The sequence below is a fragment of the Caulobacter segnis genome (assembly GCF_003243465.1).
GTDB classification, from domain to species: Bacteria; Pseudomonadota; Alphaproteobacteria; order Caulobacterales; family Caulobacteraceae; genus Caulobacter; species Caulobacter segnis_A.
In genome coordinates this window covers 1-16,114 of sequence record NZ_QFQZ01000015.1, presented here as the reverse complement: position 1 = coordinate 16,114, position 16,114 = coordinate 1, and the positions used below count along the sequence as shown (strand labels likewise).

General features: G+C 65.7%; 10 protein-coding genes. 7 read left to right on the top strand and 3 right to left on the bottom strand.

Annotation, left to right across the window (positions count from 1 at the left end):
- Positions 1 to 22: 22 nt before the first annotated feature.
- Genes DI526_RS06915 through DI526_RS06905 form a run of 3 tightly spaced genes read left to right on the top strand, consistent with a single transcriptional unit; the run spans position 23 to position 5,658 of the window.
- Entirely contained in the window at positions 23 to 946 is a 924-nt protein-coding gene (locus tag DI526_RS06915; RefSeq protein WP_304275828.1) for an ROK family protein, read from the top strand.
- Entirely contained in the window at positions 933 to 2,153 is a 1,221-nt protein-coding gene (locus tag DI526_RS06910) for an AGE family epimerase/isomerase (protein ID WP_304275825.1), read from the top strand. Before DI526_RS06915 ends, DI526_RS06910 begins: the two co-directional genes overlap by 14 nt.
- Positions 2,154 to 2,208: 55 nt before the next feature.
- The gene (locus DI526_RS06905) at positions 2,209 to 5,658 is read left to right on the top strand and encodes a LamG-like jellyroll fold domain-containing protein (RefSeq protein WP_304275823.1); all 3,450 of its coding nucleotides are present in this window, start codon (positions 2,209 to 2,211) and stop codon (positions 5,656 to 5,658) included.
- 230 nt (positions 5,659 to 5,888) lie between these two features.
- Here DI526_RS06905 and DI526_RS06900 read toward each other — a convergent pair whose 3' ends face one another.
- Complete coding sequence (locus DI526_RS06900; protein WP_304275820.1) at positions 5,889 to 7,097, bottom strand: ROK family protein; 1,209 nt, start codon at positions 7,095 to 7,097, stop codon at positions 5,889 to 5,891.
- A 62-nt stretch (positions 7,098 to 7,159) separates the two neighbouring features.
- Positions 7,160 to 8,506 carry a sugar porter family MFS transporter gene (locus DI526_RS06895; protein WP_304275817.1) on the bottom strand — a complete coding sequence of 449 codons (1,347 nt, stop codon included), beginning with the start codon at positions 8,504 to 8,506 and terminating at the stop codon, positions 7,160 to 7,162.
- Between the two features lie 300 nt (positions 8,507 to 8,806).
- On the opposite strand from DI526_RS06895, the gene DI526_RS06890 reads away from it, so the two are divergent.
- The 3 genes from DI526_RS06890 to DI526_RS06880 all read left to right on the top strand — a co-directional run bounded on the left by DI526_RS06890 (position 8,807) and on the right by DI526_RS06880 (position 14,587).
- Complete coding sequence (locus tag DI526_RS06890; protein ID WP_304275813.1) at positions 8,807 to 11,794, top strand: TonB-dependent receptor; 2,988 nt, start codon at positions 8,807 to 8,809, stop codon at positions 11,792 to 11,794.
- A 72-nt stretch (positions 11,795 to 11,866) separates the two neighbouring features.
- Positions 11,867 to 13,369 carry a tryptophan halogenase family protein gene (locus DI526_RS06885; RefSeq protein ID WP_304275810.1) on the top strand — a complete coding sequence of 501 codons (1,503 nt, stop codon included), beginning with the start codon at positions 11,867 to 11,869 and terminating at the stop codon, positions 13,367 to 13,369.
- A gap of 24 nt (positions 13,370 to 13,393) precedes the next feature.
- Positions 13,394 to 14,587: a glycoside hydrolase family 27 protein gene (locus tag DI526_RS06880; protein WP_304275807.1), complete on the top strand. Its 1,194-nt coding sequence runs from the start codon at positions 13,394 to 13,396 to the stop codon at positions 14,585 to 14,587.
- Positions 14,588 to 14,830: 243 nt separating this feature from the next.
- Here DI526_RS06880 and DI526_RS06875 read toward each other — a convergent pair whose 3' ends face one another.
- On the bottom strand, positions 14,831 to 15,742 hold the full coding sequence (locus DI526_RS06875; RefSeq protein WP_304275804.1) for an AraC family transcriptional regulator: 912 nt from the start codon (positions 15,740 to 15,742) through the stop codon (positions 14,831 to 14,833).
- On the opposite strand from DI526_RS06875, the gene DI526_RS06870 reads away from it, so the two are divergent.
- Positions 15,729 to 16,114, top strand: a 386-nt coding sequence (locus DI526_RS06870) for an aldo/keto reductase (protein WP_304275802.1), incomplete at its 3' end; no start/stop codon positions are given. The two genes, DI526_RS06875 and DI526_RS06870, sit on opposite strands and share 14 nt — an antisense overlap.

The following is a 16,114-nucleotide window of genomic DNA, read 5'->3' as shown; positions in this document are numbered from 1 at the left end:
AAGGGTGCGGTGGGAGGACGGAATGATCCGGATAGGCGTCGACTTCGGGGGGACAAAGATCGAGGCTGCTGCGTTATCGCAGGACGGCCATGTCCTGGCCTCGTCTCGTGTTCCAACTCCTAGCGACTACGACAGCGCCATCGGCGCGGTCTGCGATCTCATCGCCAAGGTCGAGCAGCAGGTGGGCCAACAGGGATCGGTCGGCGTCGGCGCTCCCGGCTCGATCTCGCCGCGCTCTGGCCTGATGCGCAACGCCAATACCGTCTATCTCAATGGACGCACGTTCCGCGAGGATCTCACCCATGCGCTGGGGCGGCCGGTGCGGCTGGCCAACGACGCCAATTGCCTGGCTCTGTCCGAGGCCTGGGACGGCGCGGCCATGGGCGCCCACACCACTTTCGCGATCATCCTGGGCACTGGATGCGGCGGCGGATTGGTGGTCGACGGCCGCTTGGTGGAGGGCGTCAACGGTGTGGCCGGCGAGTGGGGCCACATCCCGCTGCCCTGGCCCACGCCGGAGGAAAATCCCGGACCGCCGTGCTGGTGCGGTCAGTCGGGCTGTCTTGAGACCTGGGTGTCTGGTTCGGGCCTGCGGCGTGACTTCAAGGCCAGGACCGGCCTGGACTGGACGGGCGAAGCCATCCTTTCAGCCGCTCGCAACGGTGATCTCGAGGCTGACGCGGCTTTCGACCGTCTCGTCGATCGCCTAGCGCGAGCGATGGCCGTGCTCTGCAACATCCTGGATCCCGATGTCTTTGTCCTGGGCGGCGGCCTGTCGAACATCGATGCGCTCTACGACCGCCTGCCATCGCTGATCGCCCCGCGAGTTTTCGCCGACCAGTGGACCGCCCGCATCGCCAAGGCGCGCTGGGGCGACTCCTCGGGCGTGCGCGGTGCGGCCAGGCTTTGGGAGCCGGGGGCTTGGACCAACCATGTCGCCGCCTGAAGACCACGCCCGCGCGCAGGCGGGGTTCAATCGCCTGAGAACCTGGCTCCTGGAAGAGGCCGCGCCGCTCTGGAGCACCGCGGGCGTCGACGCCGACGGCCTGTTCGAAGAACTGATCGGACTGGATGGACGGCCCGTCAGCGCGCCGCGCCGGGCGCGAGTCCAGCCGCGCCAGCTCTATGCCCTGACCGTGGCCCGACGGCTTGGCGCGTCGATCGACCAGGCCCTCCTGCAACGAGGACTGCGCGCGTTCCTGGCTCGCTATGTTCGCTCCGACGGTCTGGTCCGCACCTTGATCGACGCGGACGGCCGTGTTCTGGATGACCGGGCCGCGCTCTATGACCAAGCTTTCGTGCTCCTGGCCTTGGCCAATCTTCGCGCCCTGGTCGGGCCGCCGGCCGAGGCCAGCGCCATCGCCCTGCGCGAGGCGATCTTCACCGCCTTTCGCCATGCCGACGCCGGTTTCTGGTCGATGGACCCGCCGCCGGCCGAACTGCTCTCTAACCCGCACATGCATCTGCTCGAGGCGTGCCTTGCCTGGATGGAGGCCGGCGGAGACCCGCAATGGGCGCAGGCGGCGGAAGCCATCGTCCGACTAGCGCTCGATCGATTTATTGATCCGATGTGCGGAGGAGCCCTCAAGGAATTCTTCGCCGACGGCTGGGCGCCCGCCATGGGCCAGCCGGGCCGTGTCGTCGAGCCTGGACACCAGTTCGAGTGGGCCTGGCTGCTGCTGCGCTGGAGCCGGCTGGCGTCCGGGCGTCCTCACGTGCTCGCCGCGCGCGTCGCGGCGATGCGGCTAATCCGCATTGGCGAGGAACGCGGCGTTGATCCCGTGCGCAATGTCGCCCTCAACGGCTTGCTCGACGACTTTTCCAGGTTCGATGGCGAGGCCCGCCTTTGGCCGCAGACGGAACGGATCAAGGCGTGGGCGCTGGCCGCCTCGCAGGTCGGCGGCCCTTGGTGGGACACCGTGGCCATGGCGATCGAAGGGCTGGAGCTTTATCTGCAGACCTCAACGCCTGGCCTGTGGTTCGATCGCATGACCGTGGGCGGCGCGTTGGTCGAAGCGCCGGCTCCGGCCAGCAGCTTCTATCACATCGTCTGCGCCATCGAGACCTTGGGCCATGCGCTCGACGAAGCCGCGCGGGACGGAGATGAAGCATCATCTGGCCCCCGCGCCTTGCCCATCCAGCGAACGGCCTGATCGCCTACACGCGAAATAATCAAGCGGCGGCAAGAAAGCCGCGGAGGAAACCAGGATGACCCTAAGCGCTTTCAAGCTCGCCCTGCTGGCGGCGTCGGCCTTGGCGCTGAGCCAGGCCGCGTTCGCCCAGGTTACGCCCCCGGCCTACGGGCCCTACAACGCCGACCTTCCGGCGGGCGGTGATCAGCTCATCAAGCCGATCGCGACGCCCCAGGCGGGCCCGACGCTGCCGGCGGATGGGGCCTGGACGCTTTCGGGCTGGATCAAGCCATCAAAGGTCCCGAAGGGCCAGGTGCTGATCGCCGGCATTGGGGAAGCGGCCGCATCGGGCCGTTACCTGGCCCTGATCGATGGCGCGCCGGCCCTGGTCAGCGGCGGCGCGGTCGTCCACGGCGGCGCGATCCTGGCGTCCGGAGCCTGGCGACACCTGGCGGCGGTCGCCGACGCGGGTCGCGTCGTGTTCTTCGTCGACGGGGTCAAGTCCGGGGAAGGTGTCGTGACGCCGCTCGCCGCCGCCCCCGTGATCAAGCTGGCGCCGCGGGGATCGGGTGAGGCGTTCGGCGGCAAGATCGCGGGCCTGGCCTTCACCGCGCGCGCGTTATCGCCGAGCGAACTCCTGGCCCTGGCCAGGACGCCGCCGGACGAAGCTTTGACCGCGTTCGAGGCGGGAAGTCCAGTCTGGCCGGTGCAGACACGCCAGATGCTCGGCCAGACCGCGCCCCAGGATGCCTGGACGAGACCCGTCTCCAAGGCCCCGATCTCCAAACCGGTCACCAAGCCGCCGTATGCTGGACCCGTGCTGGTCACCGCGCCGGCGACCGAAGGCGGTCTGGCGGCCTGGACCTTGGCCAGTTGGACCCTGGCCGAGGCGCCCAAGGTCGCCGAGAAGGGCGCGGTGTTGTCGCGGCCGGGATATGACGCCAGCACCTGGTATCGGGCCACCACGCCCGGCACGGTCCTGACCACCCTGGTCGACCGGGGCGTCTATCCAGATCCGGAATACGGCCTCAACAACACCGCCATCCCCGAGAGCCTGAACAAGCAAGACTACTGGTATCGAACTGAGTTCGACGCCCCGGCCAATCTGGCCGCCTTCCCGCAACTGGTCTTCAAAGGCGTCAACTACGCCGCGGAAATCTGGCTGAACGGCGAGAGGCTGGGCACGATCAAGGGCGCCTTCATCCGCGGGCGTTTCGACGTGGCCGGCAAGCTGAAGCCCGGCCGCAACGCCCTGGCCGTGCGCGTCTCTCCGCCGCCTCATCCCGGCCTGGCGCACGAGGAGTCCCTGACCGCCGGCGTCGGCGAAAATGGCGGCCTGCAGGTGCTCGATGGGCCGACCTTCGTAGCGACCGAGGGCTGGGACTGGATCCCCAGCGTCCGCGATCGCAATACCGGCCTTTGGCAGGACGTGGTCCTGCGGTCCTCGGGCGTGGCCCGGCTGGGCGACAGCCAGGTGGTCACCACGCTTCCCCAGGCGCCCGGCAAACCCGCCAACAGCGTCGCCGAGGTTGAAATCACCGTGCCCGTCGAGAACCTGGGCGACAAGCCGGTCCAGGCGGTCGTGCGGGCCGCGTTCGGCGCGGTCGTGGTCGAAAAGACCGTGATCCTGGCGCCCGGGCAAGGAAAGGTGGTGCTGACGCCCGCGGAATTTCCCCAGCTGTCGATCGCCAATCCCAAGCTCTGGTGGCCCAATGGATATGGCGAGCAGACGCTTTATGATCTGCATCTGACGGTCAGCGTCGACGGCCGCGAATCCGATCGCAAGGACAGCCGCATCGGCCTGCGCCAGATGACCTACGAGCTGTCGCTGATGGACTCGCATGGCGAGCTGCGGCGCGTCGAGGTCGACTACGCCAAGGCCCGGCAGCTCGGCCAGGACATCACCGACGGCAGCCATGAGGGCATCCGCAAGGTGGAGGGCGGCTGGGCCACGTCGCTGACCAAGGAAGGCGAGACCTCGCCGGCCGTGAAGGACGTGCCCGAGACCGGCCTGGCACCGCATCTTGTGCTCAAGGTCAACGGCGTGAAGATCGCGGCGCGCGGCGGCAACTGGGGCATGGACGATTGGCGCAAGCGCGTGTCGCGAGAGCGGCTGGAGCCCTATTTCCGCCTGCACAAGGAGGCTCACCTCAACATCATCCGCAACTGGGTAGGACAGAACACCGAGGACGTCTTCTACGACCTTGCCGACGAGTACGGCCTGCTGGTGATCAACGACTTCTGGGAATCGACCCAGGACTACAATCTCGAGATCCAGGATGTGCCGTTGTTCCTGGCCAACGCCGCCGACGTCATCGACCGCTACCGCAACCATCCCTCGATCGCGATGTGGGTCGGGCGGAACGAGGGCGTGCCGCAGCCCATTCTCAACGAGGGTCTGGAGACGCTGGTCCACGACCTGGACGGCACACGCTGGTACACCGGCAGCTCCAACCGGGTGAACCTGCAGAACAGCGGGCCCTACAACTATCGTGAGCCGGAGACCTATTTCACCGAGCACGCTAAGGGCTTCTCGGTGGAGGTCGGCACGCCATCGTTCCCGACCCTGGAAGCCTTCGAAGCCGCCGTGCCCGCGCCCGACCGCTGGCCGATCAGCGACGTCTGGGCCTATCACGACTGGCACCCCACCGGGAATGGCGCGACCACGTCGTTCATGCAGGCCATGACCTCCAAGCTGGGCGCGCCCACCAGCCTCGAGGACTTCGAGCGTAAGGCCCAGCTGATGAACTACGAGACGCACCGGGCGATCTTCGAAGGCATGAACCAGGAGCTTTGGACAAAGTCCTCAGGCCGGATGCTGTGGATGACCCAGCCGGCCTGGCCCTCGACCATGTGGCAGATCCTCAGCCACGACTATGACACCCACGGCTCGTTCTATGGCGTGAAGGCCGCGTCCGAGCCGGTGCACGTGCAGATGAGCCTGGCCGATCACCGGCTGGCCGTCGTCAACAACACCACTACGCCCGTGACCGGCGCCAAGCTGCGCGCACGGGTGCTGGACCTGTCGGGCAAGGTGCGCGTCGACCAGACAGACACTGTGGAGGCCAAGGCCGACGCGGTGACCCTGGGCCGGACGCTGGAACTGGGGTTGTCGTCTGGAGACGCCGCGGTCGTGCGGCTGGATCTGACCGGCGCCGACGGCGCGGTGCTGTCGCGCAACCTCTATTGGGTGGGCGCGGACGCGGCGGGCGAGCGCAAGCTGTCGGCCATGTCGGCCCAGCCGGTCAGTCTGGCGGTCAAGGCCGCGGCCGCTAGCGGCGAAGAGAACGTCTTGGCCGTCGATCTCGCCAATACGGGCTCGGGGCCGGCGCTGAACGCCAAGCTGACCCTGATCGACGCCAAAGGAAATCGGGTCTTGCCGGCCTACTACGCCGACAACTACGTCTCGCTGCTGCCGGGCGAGCGCCGGACGGTCGAAATCCGTTACCCCGGCAAGGTCGTGGCCGGCGCCAAGGTCGAATTGCGAGGCTGGAATGTCCGACCGGCGGTCGTCGCGGTGCGCTGAGGCCGGCGGGAGAGCCGGGGGGAGGGGCGAGGGGCGGTGTTGGCCGCTGTCCCGGTAGGGCGTGGCGAGTCCGGCGCCTCCGCCCAGGTTGGTTCGACAAGCATCAAGCCGGTTCACCGGCCTGGGCTTGATCGGCCAGCGGCTGCGCCGGTCGCCCGCGCGACCCTTTTTGACGGAATGCTCGGTTCCCTAAAGCAATCGCCTCTGGACGCCCTGGAGCCGTACCTAGTCTAGGCCTGATCGGTATTGCGCAGAGCCGAGCGGGACGGCAGGTAGCGAGCGATGATCGGGATGATCGCCGCGCCCATGGCCGGTGCGTCGGACGCCAGCGCGGCTCGACGCACGGGCGCCATGGTCAGGGGCAGGTTCCGGGACGCCAGCTTGGTGTTCACGGCCTCGGCCAGCCGGTCGATCAACGGCTCGGGCAGACGGCCGCCGACATAGACCGCCTGCGGATCGATCAGACAGCTGATGGACCTTAGCGGGTCGCAAAGGCGCTCGGCCGCCTCCTCGATCCAGGCATTGAGCCGCACCTGGCCCTTGGGCGGCAGATCGACAAGGTCGGCGGGGTTGTCCGGCGCCAGATCCTGCAGGCGTTCGTAGAGCGCCGAGAGCGATACGAAGTCTTCCAAGGTCGCGGTTTGCGACCCGGTAACACCCAGGAAGCCCAGTTCGCCGCTACGGCCGCGCGCGCCGCGAAAATATTCGCCGTCGATGACCAGTCCGCCCCCCAGGCCCGAACTGACCAGCATGTAGAAGAAGCTCTGGTTGCGCATGCCGTGGCCAAAATGCAGCTCGCCCAGGGCCGCGGCGGCGGCGTCGTTCTCAAGCACGACTGGCCAATCATGCGAGCGCGACAGCAGCGCGCGGACATCGACCCTGTTCCACGCTTCGTATTCGGACGGGCGATGGGGTAGGTCGCTCTTGGCCAGATCGTCGGGCATGGCGATCCCCACCCCGATGATCCTGTCGCGCTTGACGCCCTTGATCTTTCGAAACGCCTTGCAGTGATGGTCGAAGAATTCGGCCACCGTCTCCGGGCTCGCGAAGGCCCACTCGTGCGTCGCGCGGGCGCGTACCTGTCCCGCCAGATCGAGCAGGACGATGGTCACGTGATCACGGTCGATGTTGAGACCTATGGAATAGCAGCCGTCAGGATTGATCGCGAAGGTCATGGCCGGCTGGCCGCGGGCCCCATGCAACTTGCCGGCCTCGATGATCAGTTCGTCATCCAGCAGCCGGTTGGTGATGTTGGTGATCGCCGGAACCGATAGGCCGGTGAACGCGGCGGCGTCCTGCTTGGTCTTGGCCAGCCCGACCCGGATCGATTGCAAGGCCACGCGCTGATTATAGTCGCCGGCCCGCTCCAGGTTGGTGCCGGAGAGATTCGCGCGGTCGTTGTTGGCGCCGCGCGAACGGCGGCTGGGCGCGTCGGGCATGATCGGTCCGTATCCTCAAGCTGTGGACCGATCGATACCACCATGCGTCGCCTTAAGAATACTCAGTTTTGTTTTTCAACGTCGCTGGGCGCCAGCCTGGCCGCGAGCGTTTCAAGGTCCACGCCCTTGGTTTCCGGGTAGAGGAGGGCGACCACGACGAATTGGACCAACATCAAGCCGGCGAAGATTGCGAACGGCGCGCCTGGCGCGCGGGCGGCGATGATCGGGAAGAGTCCGGAGATCACCGCATTGGCCAGCCAGTGGACGCTGCTGCCCAGAGCCTGGCCCCTGGCCCGCACGGCGGTCGGGAAGATCTCGCTCAGATAGACCCAGATCACCGCGCCCTGGCTGAAGGCGAAGGCGGCGATGAAGCCGATCAGTCCGTAGAGCAGCCAGCCTGCGTGCTGGCCGGTGGACAGGACGTAGGACGCCAAGCCCAGGCAAGCGGCCATGCCCACCGAACCGACGAGCAGAAGGTGCTTGCGTCCGAAGCGATCGATCACGGCCATCGCCAGCAGGGTGAAGATCAGGTTGGTCAGGCCGATGATCACCGCCTGCAGATCGGCCGAGGCGGCCGCGAATCCGGCGTCGGCGAAAATGTCGTTGAGATAGTAGAGCAGGGCATTGATGCCGGTGAACTGGTTGAACATCGCCAGCCCCACCGCCAGCAGGATGGGGGTGCGATGGCGACGCCACGACAACCGCACGCCATCGCCGGGGATCAAGGTTCCCGCCGAAGGCGCGCCGCCGCCCAGCCGCCGCGCCGCCTCTTGCGCCTCGGCGGTTCGCCCTCGCGCGGCCAGCCAGCGCGGACTGTGCGGCGCGGGTCCAAGGACTAGCCACAGCAGGGCGGCCGGCGCGATGGTCACTGCCAGTTTCCAGCGCCAGGCCGAAGCACCAAGATCCGCGGCCGCGATCAGGGCGTTGCTTAGATAGGCCAGGAGGATGCCAGCGACGATATTGAGTTGGAAAAGACCCACCAACGCCCCGCGCCGCCGAGTCGGGGCGATCTCGGCCACATAGATCGGCGCCAACACCGATGAGCCTCCGATCGCCAGCCCGCCGATGAAGCGCGCGATCAGCAGCGAGGGCCAGGACCAGGCGAGCGCGCAGCCCAGACTCGAGATCAGATAGAGGATCGCCATGGCGCGTAGCCCGTCGCGGCTGCCGAACCGGTCGCCGGGCTTTCCGGCGAAGGCCGCGCCCAGGAGCGTGCCCCACAGCGCGCTCGACACCGTCACGCCCAGCATCGCGGGTGAGAGATCGAACACGCGACGGATATCACCCGTGACCCCGGCGATCACCGCCGTGTCGAAGCCGAAAAGCAGGCCCGCCAGGGCGGCCGCGCCGACAGCGCCCAGTAAGGCGGGCGTCAGCGCGCCGGGTTCAGAAGGGGTCTGATTGTTCATTATTGACGGCTCCCGATGGGCGACTTGGCTAGCGGCCGGGAAGTGACGCGGCGCCCTTGCCACGGTCGTACGGCAGAAAAAGAAAAAACAAAATATTTAAGTTGACCGCCGGGGCGCTCCGAACGATGTTGCCCAAGCCAGACGGTAACAAGCCGCGGCGGGGAGGGAACGAGACTGCGCCCAGCGTCGTCCGCATCCTCCGTCGATTGCGGATCGCCCTCGAAAACGAGGTAGGGAGCACCAGGGGAAATGAAGCATTCAACAAATATGCGCCGGAGCGGATTACTCGCGGCGGTCTCGATGATCGCGATGGCGGCGCCGGCCTTGGCGACAGCCCAGGACGGGCCGGCGGCGGGTCAGACGACCGACGCCTCCACCGTCGAGGAGGTGGTCGTCACCGGCATCCGCGCTTCGCAACAGCGCGCGGTGAACATCAAGCGCGACGCCGCCTCGGTGGTCGACGCCATTTCGGCCGAAGACATCGGCAAGCTGCCCGACAATACGATTTCGGACTCGCTTCAGCGCATTCCCGGCGTGCAGATCCTGCGCAGCGCCGGCGAAGGTTCGACCATCAACATCCGGGGTCTGCCCCAGGTCTCGACCCTGTTGAACGGCGAGGTCTATCTGGGCGCGCAGTCGATCACGACGGTGCAACCCAACTTCAACGACATTCCCTCCCAGCTGTTCTCGGGCGCCGACGTCATCAAGTCGACGACAGGGGACGAGCTCAACGCCGGCATCAGCGGCACGGTCAATCTGAAGACCCGCCGGCCGTTCGACCTGAAGGACGGCGTGACGCTGGCCGCGGCGGTCGAAGGCTCCTACGGCGACAAGACCAGCAAGTATGACCCCAACGTCAACGGCCTGATCTCCTTCCGCAACGATCGCTTCGGCGCTCTGCTGTCGGCGGCCTATTCGGACGTGCGGCTGTCGAACTCCCATAACGGCATCCAGGAAAGCTACGGCGCGACCTTGCACAATGAGGGCACCGCCGACGCGACCTCCAGCAACGGCTTCTCGCCGACCAACCGTCCGCATGGGACGCCGGTCACTGGCGGCATCGACGTCAACGGCGACGGCGACGCCAACGACACGTTCATCGTGCCCCAGGGCTTCACCGGCTGGAACAAGATCAACGAACGTGAGCGCCTGGGCGTCAACGCCGCGGTCCAGTTCAAGATCAACGACGCGCTGGAACTGGTGGGCGAGGCGTTCTTCACCGACCAGGACGAGCACGACCGCACCGCCGGCTTCCAGATGCAGAACGTCAACTGGCAGGCCGCCGAATTCACGCCGGGCCAGTCGCGCGACACCGGCGCGGTCGTGGGCGGCTACCATGTCAACACCACCCAGGTTTACAATTACGACCTGGGCAATTTCGACTCCTACGCCCAGAACGACCGCTACCAGTCCAAGTCCCAGAACTACAATCTGGAACTGAAGTACGACAACGGCGGCAAGTTCACCGGCTCGGTGCGCGGCATCTACGGCAAGGCCCACCAGTATTACGACCAAAGCTACCTGCAGTTCAGCCTCTCGGACGGCTCGCAATGGCAACCGGGCGGCGTGGGTCACTATCCGACCTCGCTGGGCGGCGACCGCGTCTTCAACGCGGGGGGCTACCAGGTCAACACCGTGGCCGGCGCCTCGTCGCTGCAGGCCAAGGTCAACTATACGGGCGACAAGCCGGTGTTCACCCTGCCCAGCCAGCTGCTGTCCGAGCTGAGCAACATCAACAGCTATGCGCTCAAGACGATGTCTTCGGAAGGCAACTACCGCCGCGAGGGCGACCTGAAGGTCATCCGCGCCGACGGCGAGTACGCCCTCAACGACAGCTTCAAGCTCTCGGCCGGCGCGCGCTATTCCGAGCGCTCGGTCGACGACTTCGAATTCGACCGCGTGGCGCCGCTCTACGCCAGCAGCAGCTCGACCGGCACGGGCTGCTTGGTCAAGTGGAAGGCCTTCGACGTCCCCGTCAGCGACAGCAGCTGCAGCGCCGGCGATGCGTCGGGCTACTACACCGCCGGGCTGACCCGTAAGGCCAACGACCCGACTCTCAACGGCCAGGTCAAGCTGTTCAGCCCGGGTGTCGCGGGCGTGCCCTCAATGTACGTCCTTGACCCGGCGGCCATGGACAACGCCCTGGCGTTCCAGAACAGCTACTACCCTGGCAATGTCGAGGTGATGAACCCCGGCGCCTCGTTCAATGTCGGCGTCAAACAGACCTCGGGCTACATCCAGGGCGACTTCAAGGGCGAGGTCTTCGGCTTGCCGTTCACCGGCAATGCCGGCGTCAAGGTCATCCAGACCAAGCTGGACATTACCCAGTACGTCACCGGCAGCCCTCGCCCCTACGGCGTGGCCAACCTGCTGGCCGGCACCGTCGAAACCAAGCGCGACTTCACCGACGTCCTGCCGGCTCTCAACCTGGCGTTCGACCTCAGCGAAAACCTGAAGCTTCGCGTCGCGGCCTCCAAGACCATGACGCTCCTGGATCTCAACCAGTGGGGCGGCGGCCTGAACCCGACCTACGCCATCGACACGTCCAATCCGGGGTCTCCGGTGTTCCGCGTCACCGGCGGCAGTCAGAACGGCAACCCGGACCTGGATCCATGGCGCGCCAACAATTTCGAAGGCTCGCTGGAATATTATCTGGGTCGCGGCAGCTTGTTGAGCCTGGGCGCCTTCTACATCGAGGTCGATAGCTTCATTCAGAGCGGCACGATCGTGCGCACCGACCTGCCCGACAACGACGGAGTGGTGCGCAATCGCACCGTCTCGATCAGCACCCAGGTGCAGGGCGACGGCGGCACCCTCAAGGGCGTGGAGGCCGGGGCCAAGCTGGCCTTCAGCGACCTGCCGTTCATGCCATCGATGCTGTCGAACTTCGGCGTCGACACCAACTTTACCTACTCGCCGTCCAAGTCGGGCAAGACCGACCTGGCCGGAGCGTCCATCCCCTTCCAGGACAACTCCAAGTACCAAGCCAACCTCGCTGCCTACTACCAGGACGACAGGCTTCAGGCTCGCATCGCCTGGAACTACCGCTCCAAGCGCGCGGTCTCGCAAGACTTCGGCGGCATCTCGGGACTGGAGATGTATCAGGCGCCGACGAACTATCTGGACGCCTCGGTCAGCTACGACGTCAAGCCGAACCTGACCGTCTATGTCCAGGGCACCAACCTGACCAGCGAATACGAGAAGTACTACCTCACCTGGAAAGACCAGCACGCCTACAACAACGTCTTTGAGGCCCGCTACGTGGCTGGCGTGCGCTTCAAGTACTGATCTAAACTCTCCCCCCTGCGAGCCTGTCGGCATCCTGCGGCCGGCAGGCTCCCTTTTTGTTCTGGGGCGACCATGAGCGATCAACCTTCTCCAATCCGATCCATCCTCATCGTCGGCGGCGGCACGGCCGGTTGGATGGCCGCGACCTGGCTGGCTGGCCGGTTGGCGCGCCAGAACATCGCCATCACCGTCGTGGAGTCGCCTGATATCCGCACCGTCGGTGTGGGTGAGGCGACCGTTCCGGCGATCCGCGACTATTTCCGCGATATCGGGGTCACCGAGGCGCAGGTGATGGCCGCCACCCAGGGTACGGTGAAGCTCGGAATCGAATTCGAAGGCTGGAACCGGCCCGGCGGCCGCTTCTTTCATCCCTTCGGCCTCTACGGCATGCCCTCACGCGGCACCCCGTTCCACCAATTCTGGCTGCGCCGCCGCGCCGAGGGCGACACCACCCCGCTGGAGGCCTACAGCCTCTGTACGCAGCTTGCGCTTGCCAACCAGATGATGGATCCGCCTGCCTCGCCGCCAAACGACCTGGGCGTCTTCAATTGGGCCGTTCATTTCGACGCCGGCCTCTTCGCCGGCTTCCTGCGGCAAAAGGCGACGTCCGAACTGAACGTGACCCACATCGAGGGGGCCGTGATCGAAGTCGAGCGAGACGGCGAAAGTGGTCTCCTGACCGGCGTAACGCTTGCCGATGGAAAGACGCTCGCGGCGGACCTCTTCATCGACTGCTCTGGCTTTCGCAGCCTGCTGCTGGGCCAGGCGCTGGGTGTGGACTACGACGATTGGAGCGATCTTCTGCCCTGCGATCGGGCGGTGGCCATGCCCTGCGAGCGCGACGGCCCGTTGACGCCCTATACGCGAAGCACGGCCCTGGCCGCGGGCTGGCAATGGCGAATCCCACTGCAACATCGCGTCGGCAATGGCTACGTCTACGCCAGCGCGCATATCTCCGACGACGAGGCCGCCGCCACGCTCGCCTCGCGCCTGGAAGGACGGGCCTTGGCCGAGCCCAATTTCCTGCGCTTTCGCACGGGTCACCGCCGCACGTTCTGGAGAAAAAACTGCGTCGCCCTGGGCCTGGCCGCGGGCTTCCTCGAGCCGCTGGAATCGACGAGCATCGTCCTGATCCAGAGCGGCGTGGAACGTCTGGGCCAGCTCTTTCCAGATCGTGGTTTCGATCCGGCCCTGGCCGAGGAATACAACCGTATCACCCGCCTGGAATATGCTCGGATCCGCGACTTCCTCCTGCTTCACTACATCGCCAATGGCCGCGTCGGCGAGCCGATGTGGGACGCCGTGCGCAGCTTGAACCCGCCTGAGGCCCTAGCCCACAAGATGCGGATGTTCGAGCGTCGCGGGACGTTCGTTCGCTACGAATGGGAGTCGTTCCAGGACCCCAGTTGGCTTTCGATGTTCGCCGGCTTCGAGCGCCTGCCACCGGCCCATGATCCGATGGCGGATTATTTCACCCCGACCGAACTGGATAGCGCGATGCGCAGGATGCGTGAGGCGATCGACCGCGCCAAGGCGCTGGCCGTGCCGCATGAAGCCTTTCTCGCCGCGCGCTAGACCACCGAATATAAAGGACCCATCGTGAAATCCATCGTCGCACTTGTCGCTGGCCTTACCCTTTGCGTCACTTCGCCCGTGCTGGCCGACGAGGCGCCGCCGGCTCTTGCCGACAATGGGCTGGCGCGCACCCCGCCGATGGGCTGGAACAGTTGGAACAAGTTCGCCTGCAACGTTGACGAGGCCCTGATCCGTAAGACGGCCGACGCCCTGGTGAGCTCGGGCATGCGGGACGCCGGTTATCGATATGTGGTCATCGACGACTGCTGGCAGGGGGCGCGTGACGCGCACGGCGACATCCAGCCCGACGCCGAGCGTTTTCCTGGCGGGATGAAGGCGCTGGGCGACTACATCCACTCCAAGGGCCTGAAGTTTGGTATCTATTCGGATGCGGGCCTGAAGACCTGCGGCGGCAGGCCAGGCAGTTGGGGCCACGAGTATCAGGATGCGCGCCAATACGCCGCCTGGGGCGTGGACTACCTGAAGTACGACTGGTGCATGGCCGGCGACCAGCATGCCCCAACCTCGTACTACATCATGTCGCGCGCTTTGCAGGAAAGCGGCCGGGACATCGTGTTCTCCATCTGTGAATGGGGAAACTCCAAGCCGTGGCTATGGGGGCCGCAGGTCGGCAACCTCTGGCGTACGACCGGCGACATCTATGACGCTTGGGAAGGCGTGAAGGACTACAGCCTGGGCATGATGAACATCGTCGACAAGAACGCCGAGCTTCATCCCTATGCCGGTCCCGGCCACTGGAACGATCCCGACATGCTCGAGGTCGGCAACGGCGGCATGACCACCGAGGAGTATCGCAGCCACTTCAGCCTATGGGCCATGTTGGCCGCGCCGCTGATCGCCGGCAACGACATCGCCAACATGGACGCCGACACCAAGGCGATCCTGACCAATCGCGAGGTCATCGCCATCGACCAGGACGCCCTGGGCGTCCAAGGACGCCGCATTTCCAAGCAAGGCGCTCTGGAGGTCTGGTCTAGGCCGCTGGACGGCGGCGGGCGCGCTGTCGTGTTGCTCAATCGCGGCGAGGCCCCAGCCACGATCCGCGTGACCTGGGATCAGCTAGATTATCCTGCTGGACTGAAGGTCAGGGTTCGCGATCTGTGGGCCGGTAGGGACCTGGGCGTTTCCCGAAATGGCCATGAGGCCGCCGTCGCACCGCATGGCGTTGTCATGCTGATGGTTAAGCCCCAGGTCTGACCCGCTGGTCCCCAAACGCCGGCGCATGATGCGGGCCGCCGAACAGCTAGCCCATTCCTGGCCGAAATCGCGTTGGCGTTTGGCTTATGGGTCCGAAAAGTCGTTCAGCACCGCGTTTAGGCGGGTCATGAATTCTCCGCCGCGCCGGTACACGCGCCAGCAAAATGCCGAGCACGGCATGATGCCAGGGCCGCCGGCAGCGATGAGGTCAGCGCCGCTCGCAGCGAGCCGGATGATCAAGGCTCAGGCGATCAAGGCCAAACCTTGTGAGGCCCGTAATCGGGCGATGTCGCGCGCCGGCGGCTCTCCGAAATGGCGACGATATTCGCGACTGAACTGCGACGGGCTTTCATAGCCGACACGCAAGGCGGCGGTCCCCACATCCATGTCCTGGGCCAGCATCAAGCTGCGCGCGTCCTGCAGCCTAAGCTGCTTCTGAAACTGAAGCGGCGTCATCGCTGTCACCGCTCGGAAATGCTCATGTAAAGTCGACGGGCTCATGCCGACTTCCCTGGAGAGTTGCCGCACGCTGAACCGTTCCCGGAAGTTTTTTCCAATCCAGGCTATGGCTCGGCCGACCTGAGCAACCCGTCCCTGGCTGGCGGTGATGTGGCGCATCCTGGCGCCATCAGCGCCAGCAAGAAGATGATAGAGAATTTCCTGTTCGGCGAGCGGCCCGAGAACGGGCTGGGCTATGGGATTGTCGAGCAACCGCAGAAGACGCGTCGCCGCATCGAGCAGATCGGAGCCGGCGTCTGACACGGTCTTGCCTATGGGCGGGGATGGGACTGTCGGCGACGGCGACACACGCGAAGCCATGTCCCCAAGCATGACCGGATCGAAATCGAGATAGAGGCAAAGATAGGGCTTGTCGGGTCTGGCCTCGACGACGTGGCCGGTGGCCGGCAGGTCGTACGTCACGACCCCATAGCGCCCCGGCCCGTATCTGAACACCCAGTCGCCCAACTTAACCTCCTTGCGTCCTTGCGCGACGAGGCACAGTTGCGGCCGATAAACGCTCGGCATCGGCATCGTCGTGGTGGAGGATCGAACAAGCGTTAGGCGTTCGATGGGGGTGGCGTGGAAGCCATCTGCGGAGGCATGCCGGGCAATTAGACCCGCAATTTCATGCAATGTTTCCATGGATCGGATCATCGCAAGCGCGCGATGCAGCGGCAACGTCAACTCGGCACTGTGGGAGGATCGGGCAGATATTTCGGCGCATCAGGCTCACGATCCAGCCTCACCGGACCTCAATGTGGCGCCGGCGCTTGGTCACCCCACCTCGCCGCGGAACAGGTACGGACCAGACATGACAATCGATAATCTGAAAATCCCCACGGTCGCCCTTGGCACGTGGGCATGGGGCGACAGCGGCGAGCTCGGTGACGGCTACTTCGGCTCTCACCTGACTCCGGATGGTTTGGAGGCAATCGTCGATACGGCCCTGGCGGCGGGCTTAACTTGGTGGGATACCGCCAGGGTCTACGGCATGGGACGTTCCGAGGCTGTACTCGCGAAGGCGCT